Annotated in this window: 17 protein-coding genes; 4 read left to right on the plus strand and 13 right to left on the minus strand. The window is 43.6% G+C overall.

Translation table 11 applies throughout. The annotated features are described in order from the left end of the window. From A3763_RS05100 to A3763_RS05130, 7 genes are all read right to left on the minus strand, one after another. A partial coding sequence (locus A3763_RS05100; protein ID WP_255376606.1) for an amidase family protein occupies window positions 1-609 on the minus strand: 609 nt, incomplete at its 3' end. 14 nt (window positions 610-623) lie between these two features. Further along, entirely contained in the window at window positions 624-2,078 is a 1,455-nt protein-coding gene (gene gnd, locus A3763_RS05105) for a decarboxylating NADP(+)-dependent phosphogluconate dehydrogenase (RefSeq protein WP_068514356.1), read from the minus strand. A gap of 24 nt (window positions 2,079-2,102) precedes the next feature. Next, entirely contained in the window at window positions 2,103-2,867 is a 765-nt protein-coding gene (pgl, locus tag A3763_RS05110) for a 6-phosphogluconolactonase (protein WP_197469694.1), read from the minus strand. A 31-nt stretch (window positions 2,868-2,898) separates the two neighbouring features. Continuing rightward, on the minus strand, window positions 2,899-4,413 hold the full coding sequence (gene zwf, locus A3763_RS05115) for a glucose-6-phosphate dehydrogenase (RefSeq protein WP_068514353.1): 1,515 nt from the start codon (window positions 4,411-4,413) through the stop codon (window positions 2,899-2,901). 81 nt (window positions 4,414-4,494) lie between these two features. Beyond that, the gene (gene pgm / locus A3763_RS05120; protein ID WP_068514350.1) at window positions 4,495-6,135 is read right to left on the minus strand and encodes a phosphoglucomutase (alpha-D-glucose-1,6-bisphosphate-dependent); all 1,641 of its coding nucleotides are present in this window, start codon (window positions 6,133-6,135) and stop codon (window positions 4,495-4,497) included. Window positions 6,136-6,249: 114 nt separating this feature from the next. Beyond that, window positions 6,250-6,966 (minus strand): response regulator transcription factor, encoded by a 717-nt coding sequence (locus A3763_RS05125; protein WP_068514346.1) that lies wholly within the window; start codon window positions 6,964-6,966, stop codon window positions 6,250-6,252. Beyond that, entirely contained in the window at window positions 6,966-7,970 is a 1,005-nt protein-coding gene (locus A3763_RS05130; protein ID WP_068514343.1) for a sensor histidine kinase KdpD, read from the minus strand. Before A3763_RS05130 ends, A3763_RS05125 begins: the two co-directional genes overlap by 1 nt. A 194-nt stretch (window positions 7,971-8,164) precedes the next feature. Between A3763_RS05130 and A3763_RS05135 the strand changes: the two genes are divergently transcribed. The 3 genes from A3763_RS05135 (at window position 8,165) to dinB (ending at window position 10,845) form a co-directional block, all read left to right on the plus strand. Beyond that, complete coding sequence (locus A3763_RS05135; RefSeq protein ID WP_068514341.1) at window positions 8,165-8,815, plus strand: hemolysin III family protein; 651 nt, start codon at window positions 8,165-8,167, stop codon at window positions 8,813-8,815. 1 nt (window position 8,816) lies between these two features. Then, entirely contained in the window at window positions 8,817-9,698 is an 882-nt protein-coding gene (locus A3763_RS05140) for a carboxylesterase (RefSeq protein ID WP_068633119.1), read from the plus strand. Window positions 9,699-9,786: 88 nt separating this feature from the next. Then, entirely contained in the window at window positions 9,787-10,845 is a 1,059-nt protein-coding gene (gene dinB, locus A3763_RS05145; RefSeq protein ID WP_156494923.1) for a DNA polymerase IV, read from the plus strand. A 32-nt stretch (window positions 10,846-10,877) separates the two neighbouring features. On the opposite strand, the gene A3763_RS05150 is transcribed toward dinB, so the two are convergent. The 6 genes from A3763_RS05150 to A3763_RS05175 all read right to left on the minus strand — a co-directional run bounded on the left by A3763_RS05150 (window position 10,878) and on the right by A3763_RS05175 (window position 15,511). After that, the gene (locus tag A3763_RS05150; RefSeq protein WP_068514335.1) at window positions 10,878-11,741 is read right to left on the minus strand and encodes a hypothetical protein; all 864 of its coding nucleotides are present in this window, start codon (window positions 11,739-11,741) and stop codon (window positions 10,878-10,880) included. Between the two features lie 325 nt (window positions 11,742-12,066). After that, window positions 12,067-12,366: a thiosulfate sulfurtransferase GlpE gene (glpE, locus tag A3763_RS05155; protein WP_068634580.1), complete on the minus strand. Its 300-nt coding sequence runs from the start codon at window positions 12,364-12,366 to the stop codon at window positions 12,067-12,069. Window positions 12,367-12,401: 35 nt separating this feature from the next. Then, window positions 12,402-13,040 (minus strand): PolC-type DNA polymerase III, encoded by a 639-nt coding sequence (locus A3763_RS05160; RefSeq protein ID WP_068507471.1) that lies wholly within the window; start codon window positions 13,038-13,040, stop codon window positions 12,402-12,404. 318 nt (window positions 13,041-13,358) lie between these two features. Next, window positions 13,359-14,012 (minus strand): PEP-CTERM sorting domain-containing protein, encoded by a 654-nt coding sequence (locus A3763_RS05165; protein WP_156490491.1) that lies wholly within the window; start codon window positions 14,010-14,012, stop codon window positions 13,359-13,361. Between the two features lie 537 nt (window positions 14,013-14,549). Further along, entirely contained in the window at window positions 14,550-14,807 is a 258-nt protein-coding gene (locus tag A3763_RS05170) for a hypothetical protein (RefSeq protein WP_068514329.1), read from the minus strand. A gap of 74 nt (window positions 14,808-14,881) precedes the next feature. Next, the gene (locus A3763_RS05175) at window positions 14,882-15,511 is read right to left on the minus strand and encodes a sulfotransferase (protein WP_068514327.1); all 630 of its coding nucleotides are present in this window, start codon (window positions 15,509-15,511) and stop codon (window positions 14,882-14,884) included. Between the two features lie 167 nt (window positions 15,512-15,678). Between A3763_RS05175 and A3763_RS05180 the strand changes: the two genes are divergently transcribed. After that, window positions 15,679-15,927 (plus strand): hypothetical protein, encoded by a 249-nt coding sequence (locus A3763_RS05180; protein ID WP_068509369.1) that lies wholly within the window; start codon window positions 15,679-15,681, stop codon window positions 15,925-15,927. Window positions 15,928-16,023: the final 96 nt, after the last annotated feature.

The following is a 16,023-nucleotide window of genomic DNA, read 5'->3' on the forward strand; positions in this document are numbered from 1 at the left end:
TAAGCGACTTCTTGTAGGCTTCAGCCCTATTAGCCCGCAACATGCCGCAGGTATTCTGATAGAACCACCGCCATCATTCCCATGAGCAAAGGGCACAACGCCAGCTGCAACCATGGCGGCAGATCCGCCGGATGAACCGCCAGTTGAACGCTCAAGGTTCCACGGGTTAGAAGTCGAGCCAAAATAACTAGACTCAGTCGTAGCCGTTAAGCCAAACTCAGGCATTCGAGTTTTTCCTAGGGGCACGACGCCTAGCGACAGGAATTGACGTACGAAATCTGAAGATTTTGCTGCGGGTTTAGGTTTTAACGCTGCGGAACCATGAGCGGAGGGCACTCCGTTAAAGTCGTCATTATCTTTAATAAAGCTAGGGACACCGGAAAAATACCCTGAATTAGGCAACAATGCGTACCGTCGAGCCCTGTCATACATTTCCACAGCAAGACTGTTTAGGCTCGGCTCAACATGCATCGCGCGACTAATACTCGCTTCAACCGCCTCTTGGGCCGATATTTCTCTTTTACGAACCCTTTCGGCAATTCCTACTCCATCGAGTTCACCTAGAACATCTTCTGTATAGGCATTAATTGTTTTCGCCGATGGAATCATGCTGCGCTCATATATTAGGCATTGTATTGGCTGGAGGATACCGCTCCACCACTTCCAATCCAGTCCGTATGGAAAAACTCGCCTCGATCTCTATCAACCCGTTCATAAGTATGCGCACCGAAGTAATCACGTTGCGCTTGCAGCATATTTGCTGGCAATCTTCCGCAGGTGAAGGCATCAAAGAAAGACAAGCCTGACGCGGTACATTGCATTGGTAGCCCGATTTCAATCGCTTTACCCAAAACCCTGCGCCAGGAAGGAAGTGACTGCTTCAATAATTGTTGAAAATAGTCATCGATTCCTAAGAAAGAGAGCTCAGGGTTCTTTATAAAGGCGTCACGAATATTCTCTAGAAAACGACTTCGGATAATGCAACCTCCTCGCCACATTAAAGCAATATTCCCGAAGTTCAGATTCCAATCCAAGTTGTTTGAAACTTGCTTCATTAACATGAAACCTTGAGCATAAGAGATGATCTTAGACGCCAATAAGGACTCTCTCAACGCTTCAAGCCAATCGTCCTTATCTCCACCAACACTAGATATCTCACGCGCGAAAGCTGTTTCAGCAGCGATTCGCTCTTCTTTGAAACTGGAGATATATCGTGCAAAGACCGACTCACTAATCAAGCTCAAAGGTACACCGTTTTCAAGTGCGCTATTTGCAGTCAGTTTACCGGTTCCTTTCTGCCCTGCCGTATCAAGAATGCTCTCTACTAAGGGCTGCCCATCTTCATAAAAGCCAAGAATATTGGCTGTTATTTCAACTAAATAACTATCTAACTCTGTTTTATTCCATGCCGAGAAACTTTTCTGCATTTCAGGGTGATTCAAATTCAACCCACTCTTCATAAAATGATAAGCCTCAGAGATGAGCTGCATATCACCATATTCGATGCCATTGTGAACCATTTTCACAAAATGCCCTGCACCGCCCGAGCCAACCCAGTCGCAGCAAATTTCACCAGCATCGGTGCGCGCCGCAATAGCCTGAAATATAGGCTTTACTAGCGGCCAGGCTCGCTCATCACCACCAGGCATGATAGACGGCCCATAACGTGCACCTTCTTCACCACCGGAAACACCGATACCGAGATAGTGAATATTTTTTTCAGATAATGACTCTACTCGTCGAGCCGTGTCTCGATAGTCGGAGTTGCCCCCATCAATAATGACATCACCATCATCTAGCAAAGGAAGTAGCTGTTCAATGTAGGCATCCACCACCTCACCAGCTTTTACCATTAACATCACTTTACGAGGCGAGGAGAGCTTCGCCAGCATATCCTCAAGGCTATTTGCACCTTGTATTAGCGTATCAGCAGCAAGACCCTTGATAAACTCGGATACTTTGCTCTGCGTTCGGTTATACGCAACGACCCTGACACCGTGGTCATTCATATTCAGAACCAGGTTTTGCCCCATTACCGCTAGACCAATGACTGCAATGTCTGCTTTGTTATCCGCCATAATTATCCCTCGACTATTTCTTGTTTAATGCTCGCTAAGTTTAGCTGCCGATTCCGCATCTAAATACCACTCAACACACCCTGAGCTTGCAATAATTCGTGAAAAAATATTGGCTGCCGGGTAGCTTTTAGAGACTTCTGCCTGATCGACTATTTCTCGCACGACACTTGCCTTACTCTTACCCAAGGCAATAAATGTCACTCTCTTGGCACATGATATGACTGAAGCACTTAGCGAGATTCGCTCCTGCTTGGAGCTTGGTTGAGTCGCCTGAACGGCACTCTGAGCACAGTCGTAATCTGTTTGGCCAGGAAACAATGAGGCAGTATGTCCATCTTCCCCAATACCCAGCATAACCCAATCAAAAATAGGAAAGGCATTCACTCCATCAGATACTGATGGCAGACAAGCCAGCATTTCATCTTTGAATTCGATCAAGGCTTTTTCTTGCGCTAATTCACCATGAATGGGATGAATGTTACTCGCTGGAATTAGCACATGGCTAAACAACAGCCGCATGGCTTCACCATAATTGCTTTGCTCATCATTAGCCGACACACAACGTTCATCTCCCCACCAGAAATGTAAGTTCCGCCAAAGAATGCTATTTGCGTAATCACTGTGGGCTATGTAGCCAAAAATATGTTTGGGCGTTGTCCCGCCCGATAAAGCGATATGAATATCGGCGCCAGATTGGCTCAGAGCCAGCCACTGTTTGGCCACTACCTCTGCAAGCTCATCAGCTGATTCATAAATGCTTATAATAGAACCATCACTACTCGCATTCATACTGCCCCCTGCTTAAGAATTTTTTATCTCGCTATAACTCACAATAATGAGTATTGGCTAAATTTTTACACGGAAAACGCCAGGTACGGCCATCACGCCGAAGAAGGCTCTCGGCTTCTTTCGGCCCCCATGTACCACTCGCATAACCATGCAAGGCATGGTCGCCAGCTTGATATTTCAGAATAGGCTCGACAAACTGCCAACAGGATTGCACGGCGTCGCTACGAGCAAATAAGGTGGCATCGCCATTCAGTGCATCCAGTAACAAGCGCTCATAGGCATTCAGAATGCGTACACCATCACCTTCTTCATCGAGTAAATCCTGGTAACGAAAGTCCATACTCACCTCTTTCGACTCAAAACCTGCTCCGGGTTTCTTAAGACCGAATTGCATCACGATCCCTTCATCTGGCTGAATGCGTATCACCAGTTTATTTGCCGGTGCATTCAGCCCAAAAACAGGGTGTGGTGTATGTTTGAAGTGAATAACAACTTCCGTCACTCGCGTTGGCAAGCTCTTCCCTGTTCGAATATAAAAAGGAACTCCATTCCAACGCCAATTATTAATAAATAGCTTAAGGGCTACGTAGGTTTCAGTTCTGGAATCTGGACTAACACCTTCCTCATCCCGATAACCTGGAACAGCACTACCTTTAACTAAGGATTCCGTATACTGCCCTAAAACCAGGTTATTCTCTAAATCGGCCTGACTAAGTGGTTTTAGACTCTGTAGAACCTTCACCACTTCATTCCGCGTTGAGTCGGCATTGATCACTGCTGGCGGTTCCATCGCTACCATCGCCAAAACTTGCAGCAAGTGGTTTTGAAACATATCGCGCACGGCACCTGCGCCATCGTAATAGCTACCCCGAGACTCAACACCTAATTTCTCTGCGCCGGTTATCTCAACATAATCAATATAATTTCTATCCCATAATGGTTCAAACATGCCATTAGCAAAGCGAAAAACCAGTAGGTTTTGAACGGTCTCTTTTCCCAAATAGTGATCGATACGATAAATCTGGGATTCATCAAAATAGGAATGCAAACCATGGTCTAGCTCGATTGCAGATTCCAAGTCATAACCTAGAGGCTTCTCGACCACGATGCGCTTCCAGCCTTCACACTGATCCAACAATTGACTCTTTGACAAGCAATCAGGGATCACGGTAAACATACTTGGCGGCATCGCCATGTAAAACAAAGTATTGTGCGGTGTCTGGTAGCGCGCATACAGCTCATTCAAGGTAAGCTTTAGCTTGGAGTATTCCGTGACATCGGAGGTATTCAAAGACAAGTAATAAACGTGCTGGAGAAAATCTTCGACAGTATGCGAATCAAGGTTTGCACCTTCACTTAGCGACTTTAACAAAGCCTCACGATAACTATCTGAGTCATAAGCACTGCGCGAAACACCCAAAATAAAGAAACAATCAGGCAATTGTCTAGTGACATATAAATGGAACAAAGCCGGGATAAGCTTGCGAAACGACAAGTCTCCCGAGGCACCAAAAATGACGATATTACTGTTATCAGGAACCCTCATCAGACAACTCCTTAGTCGTAGGCTTTTAGTATAGCTTACTCATTAAATAGCTCCGAGTCATGACTCAGAGCTTTTTAATCCTTATTTGATGGTTTCATCCACAAGCGCTTTTGCTTCTTTCTGAACTTTCTTCAAATGATCTGAACTGACAAAACTTTCCGCATAGATTTTATAAACATCTTCGGTGCCCGATGGCCTTGCAGCAAACCAGCCATTTTCTGTAGAAACTTTTAGGCCACCGATTGCAGCACTATTACCCACCGCCTTGGTCAGTTTCTGCTGAATCGTTTCGCCTGCCAACTCGCTTGCACTCACCTGCTCAGCAGATAAGGCTTTAAGCTTGGCTTTCTGCTCTTTGCTTGCCGATGCATCAAGACGCTCATAAACAGGAGAACCGAACTGGTTTTCCAGTTCTTTATAACGCTCCCCCGGGTCCTTACCAGTTACTGCGCATATTTCGGCAGCCAGGAGATCCATGATAATGCCGTCTTTATCGGTCGTCCAAACTTGTCCGTTGCGTCTCAAAAATGAAGCGCCTGCACTTTCTTCTCCACCAAAACCCAAGCTGCCTTGATGCAAGCCATCTACAAACCATTTAAAGCCAACAGGCACCTCAACCAAAGGACGCTTTAGCGCGCTAGCCACTCGGTCAATCATGCTGCTGGAAACTAGCGTTTTGCCGATTCCAACAGATTCATCCCATTCAGGACGATGTGAGAAAAGGTAATCGATTGCGACTGCTAAGTAGTGATTTGGGTTTAACAAGCCAGAGCTTCGAGTCACAATGCCATGACGGTCGTAATCAGGATCGTTGCCAAAGGCGACATCATATTGGTCTTTTAATTCAATCAACTGACCCATGGCATAAGGTGAGGAACAATCCATACGAATTTTGCCGTCTTTATCAACACGCATAAACGAAAAGCTTGGATCAACCCGCTTATTGACTAACTCCAGGTTCAAACCATAATGCTCGGCAATCGGCTCCCAGTAAGCAATACCACTCCCGCCCATTGGGTCAACACCTATACGCAAGCCGCTTTTGGAAATGGCAGACATATCAACCACAGATTCCAGGTCCTTCACGTAGGGCATGACAAAATCAATTTCTTGCGTACTGCTAGCTGCCAAAGCCTGCGAATAAGAAACCTTTTTTACTTTTTCCATACCTTGAGCTAAAAGTTCATTCGCACGTGCCTGAATCAGGTTAGTAACATCGGTATCTGCAGGCCCACCATGAGGAGGGTTATATTTAAAGCCTCCATCTTGAGGAGGGTTATGGGATGGCGTAATCACCACACCGTCGGCAAGTCCCTGGGTGCGCCCTTGGTTATGACTAAGAATGGCGTGAGAGATAACTGGAGTAGGCGTATAGCCACCGCCCTGCTGAATGCGCACTTCGACATCTTGCGCCGCAAAGACTTCAAGCGCACTAATTAATGCAGGTTCCGACAAGGCGTGGGTATCTTTACCCAAAAATAAAGGACCACTAATATTTTGAGCCTGGCGATATTCACATAAAGCTTGGCAAATAGCCCAGATATGATGTTCGTTGAAGCTACAATTCAGCGCTGTCCCGCGATGGCCAGATGTACCAAATGCTACTGCATGATCAGAGTTTCCCGGTTCAGGTTGCCGCTTGTAATAACTCGCAACCAAGCGAGGGATATCAGTTAATATTTCTTGCGGTGCAGGCTGGCCCGCCAAAGAATGAACACTCATATAAGTCCTTTAAAATCAGATAGCTTTAACGATAGTCTGTTACTTTGCCATCAAGACTAACACAAAATAGTGTAGGCTTTCTTTACAAGCAATAAAATCTTCATCAGTGATATTTTAATGGTCAAATACGTAGCCCACAGAGCGGCGGCTTTTGAAGAACTCGGGGTTCTTAGGGTCGTCTTCAAAGTACTTTCGAAAACGGACAATAAAGTTATCGACGGTACGAGTCGATAGGTCTTTGGAAAAACCCCAGGCAACTTCTAAAATTTCTCCGCGTGACAGCGCTTTACCACGATTGTTAATCAATAACCTGAGCAAGCGAAGCTCTTGTTCAGTTAGGCTTATTTGTTGCCCTTTGCAATAAGCAACAGATTGAAGGAAGTCGATTTTGTTGCTGCCAAAGCTATATGGGTCCTGACTTCCACTCGCCGCGTCAATACTATTATCTTGCCAGCTACTTTGTTTTAAAAGGCGCTCAACTCGTAACAGGAATTCTTCTAGGTTAAAGGGTTTAGAAAGATAGTCATCGACACCGTGGTTAAAACCCTCAATTCTGTCTTGAGCACTATTCTTGGCTGATAGAATAAGGATTGGCAAACGCTCATCTTCTAAGCGAATACGTTTAAGAACAGAGACACCGTCTATGCCGGGCAGCATCACATCCAAGACTATTAAATGCGGCCGCCACTGTTTCCATAAGGCTAGACCGGAAGTCCCTGTTTCCGCTAACGCCACCTTGTAACCTTGAAGCTCCAAATTTAAACGCAACCCCTCTGCAATATGACATTCATCCTCGACAACCAAGATACGCTCATTCTCTGGATCAAACACTAGTGCATCCCCATCATATTACGCGCTCTTTTCGCCATTGATAGTTTATTTCGCTGCGGGAATATAATAACAAACTCAGCCCCCTGCCCCGGCTGGCTTTCCTTAATCTGTATCTTACCACTATGCGCTTTAACTATATTTTGAACCAGATATAAACCGAGCCCACTACCCTGCGCTGAACGCGTCTTTGAATCACCCACCTGATAAAACTTTTTAAATACCTTCTTGCGCTGCGTATGCTCAATGCCGATACCGTTATCGATAAACCTAAGCCTGAGCTCATCATTTCCGCGCAGTGCGAGCTTTTCTATTTTAACGACTAGGCTTGGCTGATCCGACTCATTATATTTAAGGGCATTGCTCGCTAAATTAATCAATAACATTTCAAACAGCGCCCGGCTAAGCGTTTGCTTTATCGGCTGAGATGATTGAGTCGCGATCTGTAAGCCAGTAAACAGGTGGGCATTTTGTTGATAAAACTGAGAGACAAACTCAGCAACGTCTAACTCTATAAATTCATCACTGAAGCTCTGGCTTTCGATCTTTCCCAGATCCAGAATGTTGCTGATATTGTCTGATAAACGGTGAACGTCACGCAGCATATAGTTAAGATACTTTTGCTGCGTCTCCTTATCCAAATCATGCTTTTGGAAGGTTTCTAAATACAACTGCAAGGACGTAACGGGTGTTTTCAATTCATGGGTAAAGTTATTGATAAAGTTATTCTGCAGACGATAAAGCTGCTGCATTTTCTTGGTATAAACGAAACTCATCGACAAGCCCGTAACGATCAAACTCACCAATAAAGTTAATACTGCAATCACCAAAAAGGTACGCGACTCTGTGACTTGTTGCGGATCGATATGAAACCTCAAAATCACTTCATCCAAGCCACTACTGATCTCTATATACCAATAGATATAAAGCACAAACGAAGTGACCAGGGCCACCAGTGAGAAAATGAATGTGAAGGTGCTGTTTGGTAGAAATCTAAATCTATTCATTCGACCAGTTTAACACTGCTTCATCGCGCGCCGTGAGTGTTAAAAGCGGGCTATGTAAAACTTTTGTAAAAGCACCTTAAAGTCTATTTTTTTAACATTATGGTGATTAAGATTAAGCAACAAATTCAGCTCACACTTGTGATACTTTTTTTAGACTTATTATCCTCAGACCTACACAAAAAGCGGTATTGAAAATGGTTAAAAGCTCTGAAGCATTCAACTTCTACTCTCACCTGCTTGGCGCGATAGCAGCCGTGGTCGGTACAGTTTTTTTATTAAAGGTTGCAACCGGCTCTGCTTCAATGCTCGTCACAGCCTTAGTTTACGGTTTGTCACTAATCTTTCTTTTTTCTGCTAGCTCTTTATACCACTGCTTTAAAAAGCAAGAGAACGAGCTATCTTTCTGGCGAAAAATGGACCGCTTAGCGATATTCTTTATGATTGCTGGTTCTTATACTCCCGTCTGCTACTTCTTTCTGGATGATGACTGGCGCTTACCAATGATAGCAATTCAATGGGGACTGGTGGCATTTGGCCTGTGCTCACAATTATTCTTCCCGCGCGCACCAAGAATACTCTATGCCTTAATTTTTCTGACAATGGGCTGGATGCTAGTTTTCCCCATGCAACAAATCTTGGATCTCATGACCGATATGCAGGTTAATCTGCTTTTTGCTGGCGGTATCGCGTTCACGCTAGGTGCTATTTTCTATGCAAGTAAGAAACCCTTAATGTTGCCTGGAATTTTCAGTTTCCATGAACTCTTCCACGTAATGGTCTTAATTGGTGGCGCCTGTCATTACAGCCTGATTTACAGTGCATTTTCCGCTACGGCGTCAGCCTAAGATGAGCTTAAGCTCTAAAGCACAATGCCTGCTAGAGGAAGAAACGAGTCGTTTTATAAACGATTACCAGGAACACTTCCTTAAAGGTGAAACCAAGCCACCAGAAATTGGCCAACCTTACCTGCTTCATCAGCCTCAAGCCACGCAGGGAGTGCTGCTTGTTCATGGCCTAATGGCTGCCCCGGAAGAAGTGCGAGAGTGGGCTGACTATCTTTATAGCCAAGGCTATACCGTCTACGCGCCACGAATGGACGGGCACGGTACATCGGCAGATGATTTATCTCGCCGTAAAATGAGCGAATGGACGGCGGCGGTTAACCGGGGCCACGAAATACTTAAGCACTGCTGTGAGCATATCGTCATCGCTGGTTTCTCTACTGGCGCTGCGGTGGCACTTAAACAAGTCATTGATAAACCCGACGCCTTTGATGCACTTGTGAGTATCAGCGCGCCGCTCAAGTTTAAAAAATTCTCTGCTAACTTTGCCAAACCTGTCAACACCTGGAATAAGGTTCTAAGACAAATAGCTAATCCGGTATTTGATACTAAAAAGTTTCGTAAAGAGTTTGTCACCAACCATGCCGACAATCCTCACATCAATTATCTACGCTGCCCGGTAAGCAGCATCGTTGAAATCAAAAAATTAATGAACCAAGTCCAGAAAGGGCTCTCTAGCATCACCATCCCAACCTTAGTCATTCATGCAGATAAAGACCCAAAAGTTGACGTCCAAAGCGGTAGAGATATTTATAAAAGCATTCACACGGGCAACGCACATTACAGGGAAATAGACTTCCATCTGCATGGTATTGTCAGAGGAGATATCACCAAGAAGGTTTTTTCTGAAGTAAACACTTTTCTAGACGGCGTGTATCGTAAATAAGCTGTACACGCTAGCAACCAACCCTACTTGCCTCACGCCCAATATAACTGTATATTTAAACAGCGTTATTTAATTTCGAGGCAACGGTTTGCGCAAGATAATTCATGTAGATATGGATGCTTTCTTTGTATCCGTGGAAATCCGTGACCAACCGGCGTTAACTAATTTACCCGTTGCCGTTGGCGGAAAGCGCCACTCTCGCGGTGTCCTCTCTACCTGTAACTACATAGCACGAGAGTTTGGGCTTAGATCTGCCATGCCGACCTCAGTTGCACTGCGTTTATGCCCAGATCTTGTATTGCTTCCGGGTAGAATGGATGTATATAAAACCGTTAGTAAACAGATTGGTGAGATCTTCGAACGTTATACTGATCTGATCGAACCACTTAGCCTCGATGAAGCTTACCTTGATGTCACCAACTGCTCGTTACATCACGGTTCAGCAACGCTCATCGCTCAGGATATTTGCAAGACGATTCAACGTGAGCTTGGTCTGACAGCATCAGCAGGGGTGGCGCCCATCAAGTACCTCGCTAAAGTTGCCTCCGATATCAATAAACCAAACGGTATTTATGTAATTCCTCCAGAAAACGTGGCCAGTTTTATCGACGATATGCCTTTAGATAAAATCCCTGGCGTTGGCAAAGTCACCTTCGAGAAGCTCAGTGCTAAGCAACTGCGGTTTGGAAAAGATGTAAAGGCTTTTGACCAACAAACACTACTACATAACTTCGGAAGACTAGGCCATTTACTTTGGCAACGTTGCCATGGACAAGACGAGCGCTCAGTAATAACTCACCGAACAAGGAAGTCAGTGGGTGTAGAGCTAACCTTCCCTGAAGACATTGACGACCCGTCTTCACTTGAAGCGATTTTAGTATCAAGGTTGTTGCCCGAGTTAAAACAGCGTGCTGCAAAGCATTTGCCGGGAAGAGGCATTCAGAAGCTAGGCGTTAAAGTAAAGTTCAGTGACTTTCATCAAACAACAAAAGAATATACATTTAGTGACTACAATGAAGCGATGTTTATCTGCCTGTTACATGAGGCAATATCAAGGGGCGATGGTAAGAAAGTAAGGCTATTAGGTGTTCATATTGGCCTGAATAACGAAAAGGAACAGCATCAACAATATGCCTTTTCTTGGTAATGAGCCCTATACCTACAACGCTGTTTTCTTCATTAAAATTTATGCCATAGTTCAGCATTATCAAGCGGGTCGGCTTTACTCAAATTGGGGTTGGGAATAGAAAACCTTCTGCGCTCTTTCAGCCGAAACTTATCTATTAGCGCTTGGTGGTGAGCTAAAAAGTATGCTTCAAATTTGCCATTTTCGATTAGGCGCCACAAACCCCGTTCAATGCGCTTCGCAAGCTCTGGTCGTTTCGGGCTAATAAAGAAATAGGTTGGCAAGGGGATATGAAGCATTAGTTCCGTGTCGATTGCTAGATTAGGGTGCGCCTCTTTTTGAGCTAAGTACTCGGCCTCAATTTCATTAATACCACGACCAAAGGTTTTAAATCTACCGAGCTCTAACATACTAAACAGGCCTTCATAGTTGTTTCCCACAACAACATTAAACCCTGCCTCTCTCAACACTCTAGTCGTCGACCAACCTTTTCCTGAACCAGTGGGTATAGCTTTAAACTCTTCGAAAGACTTAAGTGCTGACAGTTTGCTCTGGTCTTGCTTATTAATGAAAAAGAGGCGATAGCCCTGTATTCCCTTTCGTATGGGAATTCTTACGACGTGCAATTCGCTGACCCAAGCAGTTTTGGGCGCTTCGGCAACGACATGAAGCTCTTTACCCTCTTTCAACGATAACAGTAGACGATTACGGTTCATTATAAGCGTTGCGTGTTTTACAACACTTTTTGAATCGTCGTCTTGAGTCTCATCGAGAACCATTTGCAACAAATCATGTGCGTAATCATAGCGTTTGTCATTAACTGATTCAGGCCGATTTACCAGCACATAATCACTCAAAGCCTGTGCGCTAAAGCTACTTGCAACCAGTAGTAATATTAACTTGAATATTATTATCATTTTTATAATCAGCGTTATCGGTCGGCATAAGAGCCGAACTCTTCTACGATTAAATTAATAAGCTTCACTATATAAGATTAGCCTTATTAGATGCTGATAGCAAAGCCTTAACTTTTCGAAATAATTTTGACTAAGTCGGTAGTCATTGCTGTGTTGTTTTGGCAATCCTAAGAAATTGCACGCTTAGCTATTAGCTCGACGTCTGAGACGAGCGGTGTTTACTGAATATAGATGTAAAGTTTATCAAAGATTAATACGTATCCTTAGTCTTCGATTACCCGGGCTCAGTTAAGTGATTGAAGGGTGATAAAGCAGTAGCTTAGATCTAATCGCCTTGCTGCCATTCAACAAAACCGCCATCAAGACTATACACTTCTCTACAGCCTTGACTGGCGAAAAATTCAGCCGCGCCTTGACTACTGTTGCCGTGATAGCAAACCACAATTAGTGGCTTTTCTTTATCCATGTCAGATAAATACTGTTGTACATTGTCATTCGAAATATGAACCGAGCCTTCTATATTTACTGAAGCAAATGAAGCGGGGTCTCGAATATCCACCAAAGAACACGCCTTCTCCCTCATTAAAGACCTTGCTTGCGGAACTGAAATACACTTATAACTCATTGCTAACTCCTGCTTTTTAATATAACGATTCGTTCCTAAGCCCTGTGCTTCTCTATAAACTTATGCACCGACTTCTTAGGCACTTTGCTAAGCTGCTGAATAAAAGAGAACGGTAAATCATAAATACCGTAGCGCTCACCAATATCCTCTAACATAGCTAACCACAGCTTGGCAGTCATCTCTGAATCATACAAGGCACGGTGAAAACTACCCGATGAGATTGAGCTAACAGTATCAAGGTTCGCATACTGAACCAAAGTTCCTAACTTATGATTCGGCGCATCCTGAAAAATACGCCTAGAAGCGAGCAAAGAACAGGCAAAGTCTCCCGGATAGGAGCAAGAAACTCGTGATAGTTCAGCATCAAGAAAGCGTTTATCAAAAGAGGCGTTATGAGCGACTAGGTTATGCCCGGCAATAAAATCATTAAAGCGCTTCATCACCTCTTCACAGGGAGCCGCCTTGCTCAACATTGCATTGCTAATACCGGTATAATCTTCAATAAAAGCACTGATGCGAATACCGGGGTTCATTAGGGATTGAAAGCTATCTGTAATCTCCCCACCTTCAATCAGCACTGCACCAATTTCTATCGCACGTTCTCCCATATCAGGAGATAAGCCACTCGTCTCAAAGTCCAGTACGACAATCGTATCTGCTCGTTTTGCGTTCATTAGGTCTAGCCATTTCCAATCATTAATTTGCGCTTAGAGTACACTATCTTCCGGATGAGAATAAGGTGATGCTTGGAAAAGCTCGACTCCAAAACAGAGGAGTGACAAAGCAATAAAACTTTTATAGGTAGGATAGAAACAGGCTCTGATTTTTAACTGATTTCATATCAAGGCAACCCGTAAAACTATCGAAAAGTACTTTGAGAAAATTCATCAGCTTTATGAGCAGAAAAAAAGCCATCTCAAGTGAGATAGCTTTAGTTCTGGGTGATTTCCTTAAGTGCTGGCAACAATAGTGTACTTCAGGCTTAGATAGAATTAGGACTTCTTTTGTCTACGAGCAAAGCTTAAGCCTACTAAACCCAAACCAAGAAGCGAAAGCGTAGCAGGTTCTGGAACATCGATTAAAGGTACTGAAACCGAGGTGACTGACGTGACCGTCATTCTGGTGTTTGCTAAGAAATACTGCTGTGGATCTGAAACCTGGTAAAGGTAAGTTTCAGCCGATATCGTTGGGCTACCCGGTCCGGTTCCAAATGGTCCAGTGCCTTCGGCCCACGTACTGATATTTATTTCAGATCCACCTTCCTTTACGTTAATTGTTGACAAACCGAATTCAGTGATTGAAACCCTCGCCTCACGAATACCGCGGTCGTATTCAACCATATTTTCGGTGGCCAGATGATAATCAATACTAGCCTGCCAGTCCGAGTCGTCGTAACTAATCAAATCCGCATAATTAATTCCAAACAAAGTCCATTCAATTGAACAAGCTCCATCAGCATTTCCATCCAGCGCGTTACAATACGTATACGTTGGAGTTCCATCATCATAAAATGTACTCGCCCGAGTCCCTTCGTTATCGAATGTAAAAGACCATGATAATGAATCGCCGACATTAAGCCCGGTCACGTCACTCTGTGCAACCTGAGTAACCCAAGTTTCCGTAACGATGGCTGCATTTGCTGACATCGAACCTAATGCTAAAACCCCTACAGCGGCTAATTTTTTTAACGTAAATTTCATAATAAGCACCTATAAAAAAGAAACTCTTACATCAAAAAAAAATTAAGCAAATTCAATACAAACTTATACTCTACGAAACCTCAATTCATTAGACTCAACTCGAGAGACCGAAGCTATAACAAGAAATACGTATAGAGATATAATGAATTTCACATATTTTGACCTTATAAAATCATGACCATCTTCTACTAAAGGCAAGTGTAAAATACCTTACTACAAGCTGTTATGTTCAGTGAAGGATAATATTTTAAGCCTTTAGTTTACCCCTTAACCTTATAAAGATAGACCATTAAGAGAAATAAGAAAATATTCGATCTGAATCAGCAGTGTTCGACTCAATTCTATATAGCTTCCATCAGAAAACCGCCCCTCTCTTTTGAACATCCTAGATAATGCAAAAGGGCTGATTTGATTTATTGCCAACGTCTTCGGCGGTTTCCTGGTTTTTACAATTATTACTGGAAGAGCGCTAACTAAAGAACATTAAGGTTTATTCTTCTCGTGCCAATTGAACCGTTTACAAAGGAAAACGCTTAAGTAATGCCCTGCAGCGGCTGAAAGACTTGCAGCGATACCTGAAGATATATCGTTTGTCGCCACATAGAATAGACCTCCCGCGATAAGGATGCCTGAAGGATAAGTATCCGCATTTTCTCCAATAACGACTCGGCTAATTTGGTGTACTGCAAATATCATGAGAAATGATATCAATATTATTTCTGCTATAGGGAGTGACTCCATACTTTGGATAACCTTATTTCGAGTTTGGCTTAGTAATGAGAAATTATTAAGCTGGAAAATAACATGTTACAGCGCTATACGTAATCAAAGAATTTTCTATGTTCCTTGCCCGCACTATTAGGGTTTACTTTGTTAGCATGTTTGAACTCTTTCCAGCTATCTACCTGTTTACCCACATTTAGTCTAGGAAATTCACCACAGCCCTCTGTTGAGGTACCTAAGAAACCTAGCAATGTCGCTAAGCTTTTGGGCTTGCTGATATCTATTTTTAGTAGATCTGATCTAGCCGAGAAATAGTCAAACACCTCTTGTTGATGTTGCCTATAGCAGTTTTCTAAATGAGACTCAGCAATCGGGTCTTCTGTATCGAGCAAGGCGAAGGTTTTGTGGAAGCTACGTTTAAGTACGGGGTTAAAGTGACCTGTCTTGAGTTCCAAGTTTGCTTGCATCTTATGAAGCAAGCGCTGAATCGAGGGTAACCAGACATTTAATTCTCGATCTAAGTAAACGAATTTAGAACCGGGAAAGAGCAGGTCTAGCTCTTGATAGTCACAAAAGCATGGCGCATCTGAAACCACATCGGCCAATTCAAATGCACGTTTAGTATAGGCGGTATGCGCTACCTTATAATTATGCGCTAATAGAGCAACACTAATACTCGTCGTACCCGTTCTAGGCAGACCGATTATAAAAAGTTTATTCATTGTCTGTGACCTGAGCTAAGCGCTTTGAAGTAAACATTCGATATTGATTGAGATCAAGCCTACCCCACAATAAGCTAGCTAAGATATATTTTTCTGCTCAAGCCGCGTATATTTGGGCCTTTAACTTAGTCCATGTCTATTCATATTTTTACCGCTACGAGACGCTTATGCCAGATCAAGATAAAATGGGTTTTCTAAGAAGAACATCCAGAATCTCTAGCCTTTTTTGTTTCGTATCTGCAGTGATTTGTGTTCTGATTCTACTGATTTTCTTTGGTGATTTGTCTAAGGTCTATAAAGCGAGTTTTGCTTCCTCATCCTTTTTCTTTTTTACGAGCGGATTCGTATTGAAAGAAATGGCTGACACAAAAGTTGCACGTACTGACCTTCCACGCCCAGCCCCTGGCGCTGAGTAAAGCCTCGGTAGCCTTAGCCGCGAAAATCACAGCGTACCTTTCAGCTCTGGGCTCAAAAATTCGCCCCTTTCTTATTTGATCAGATCAAAATCTCTA

This window comes from Oleiphilus sp. HI0128 (assembly GCF_001635365.1).

Bases quoted from the DNA above. Each gene is read 5' to 3' on its own strand.
- A3763_RS05130 (WP_068514343.1), bottom strand. From the start codon at position 7,970: ATGAATAGATTTAGATTTCTACCAAACAGCACCTTCACATTCATTTTC.
- A3763_RS05140 (WP_068633119.1), top strand. From the start codon at position 8,817: ATGAGCTTAAGCTCTAAAGCACAATGCCTGCTAGAGGAAGAAACGAGT.
- A3763_RS05180 (WP_068509369.1), top strand. From the start codon at position 15,679: ATGCCAGATCAAGATAAAATGGGTTTTCTAAGAAGAACATCCAGAATC.
- A3763_RS05135 (WP_068514341.1), top strand. From the start codon at position 8,165: ATGGTTAAAAGCTCTGAAGCATTCAACTTCTACTCTCACCTGCTTGGC.
- pgm (WP_068514350.1), bottom strand. From the start codon at position 6,135: ATGAGTGTTCATTCTTTGGCGGGCCAGCCTGCACCGCAAGAAATATTA.
- gnd (WP_068514356.1), bottom strand. From the start codon at position 2,078: ATGGCGGATAACAAAGCAGACATTGCAGTCATTGGTCTAGCGGTAATG.
- A3763_RS05170 (WP_068514329.1), bottom strand. From the start codon at position 14,807: ATGGAGTCACTCCCTATAGCAGAAATAATATTGATATCATTTCTCATG.
- glpE (WP_068634580.1), bottom strand. From the start codon at position 12,366: ATGAGTTATAAGTGTATTTCAGTTCCGCAAGCAAGGTCTTTAATGAGG.
- zwf (WP_068514353.1), bottom strand. From the start codon at position 4,413: ATGAGGGTTCCTGATAACAGTAATATCGTCATTTTTGGTGCCTCGGGA.
- A3763_RS05150 (WP_068514335.1), bottom strand. From the start codon at position 11,741: ATGATAATAATATTCAAGTTAATATTACTACTGGTTGCAAGTAGCTTT.
- A3763_RS05160 (WP_068507471.1), bottom strand. From the start codon at position 13,040: ATGAACGCAAAACGAGCAGATACGATTGTCGTACTGGACTTTGAGACG.
- A3763_RS05175 (WP_068514327.1), bottom strand. From the start codon at position 15,511: ATGAATAAACTTTTTATAATCGGTCTGCCTAGAACGGGTACGACGAGT.
- A3763_RS05165 (WP_156490491.1), bottom strand. From the start codon at position 14,012: ATGTCAGCAAATGCAGCCATCGTTACGGAAACTTGGGTTACTCAGGTT.
- pgl (WP_197469694.1), bottom strand. From the start codon at position 2,867: ATGAATGCGAGTAGTGATGGTTCTATTATAAGCATTTATGAATCAGCT.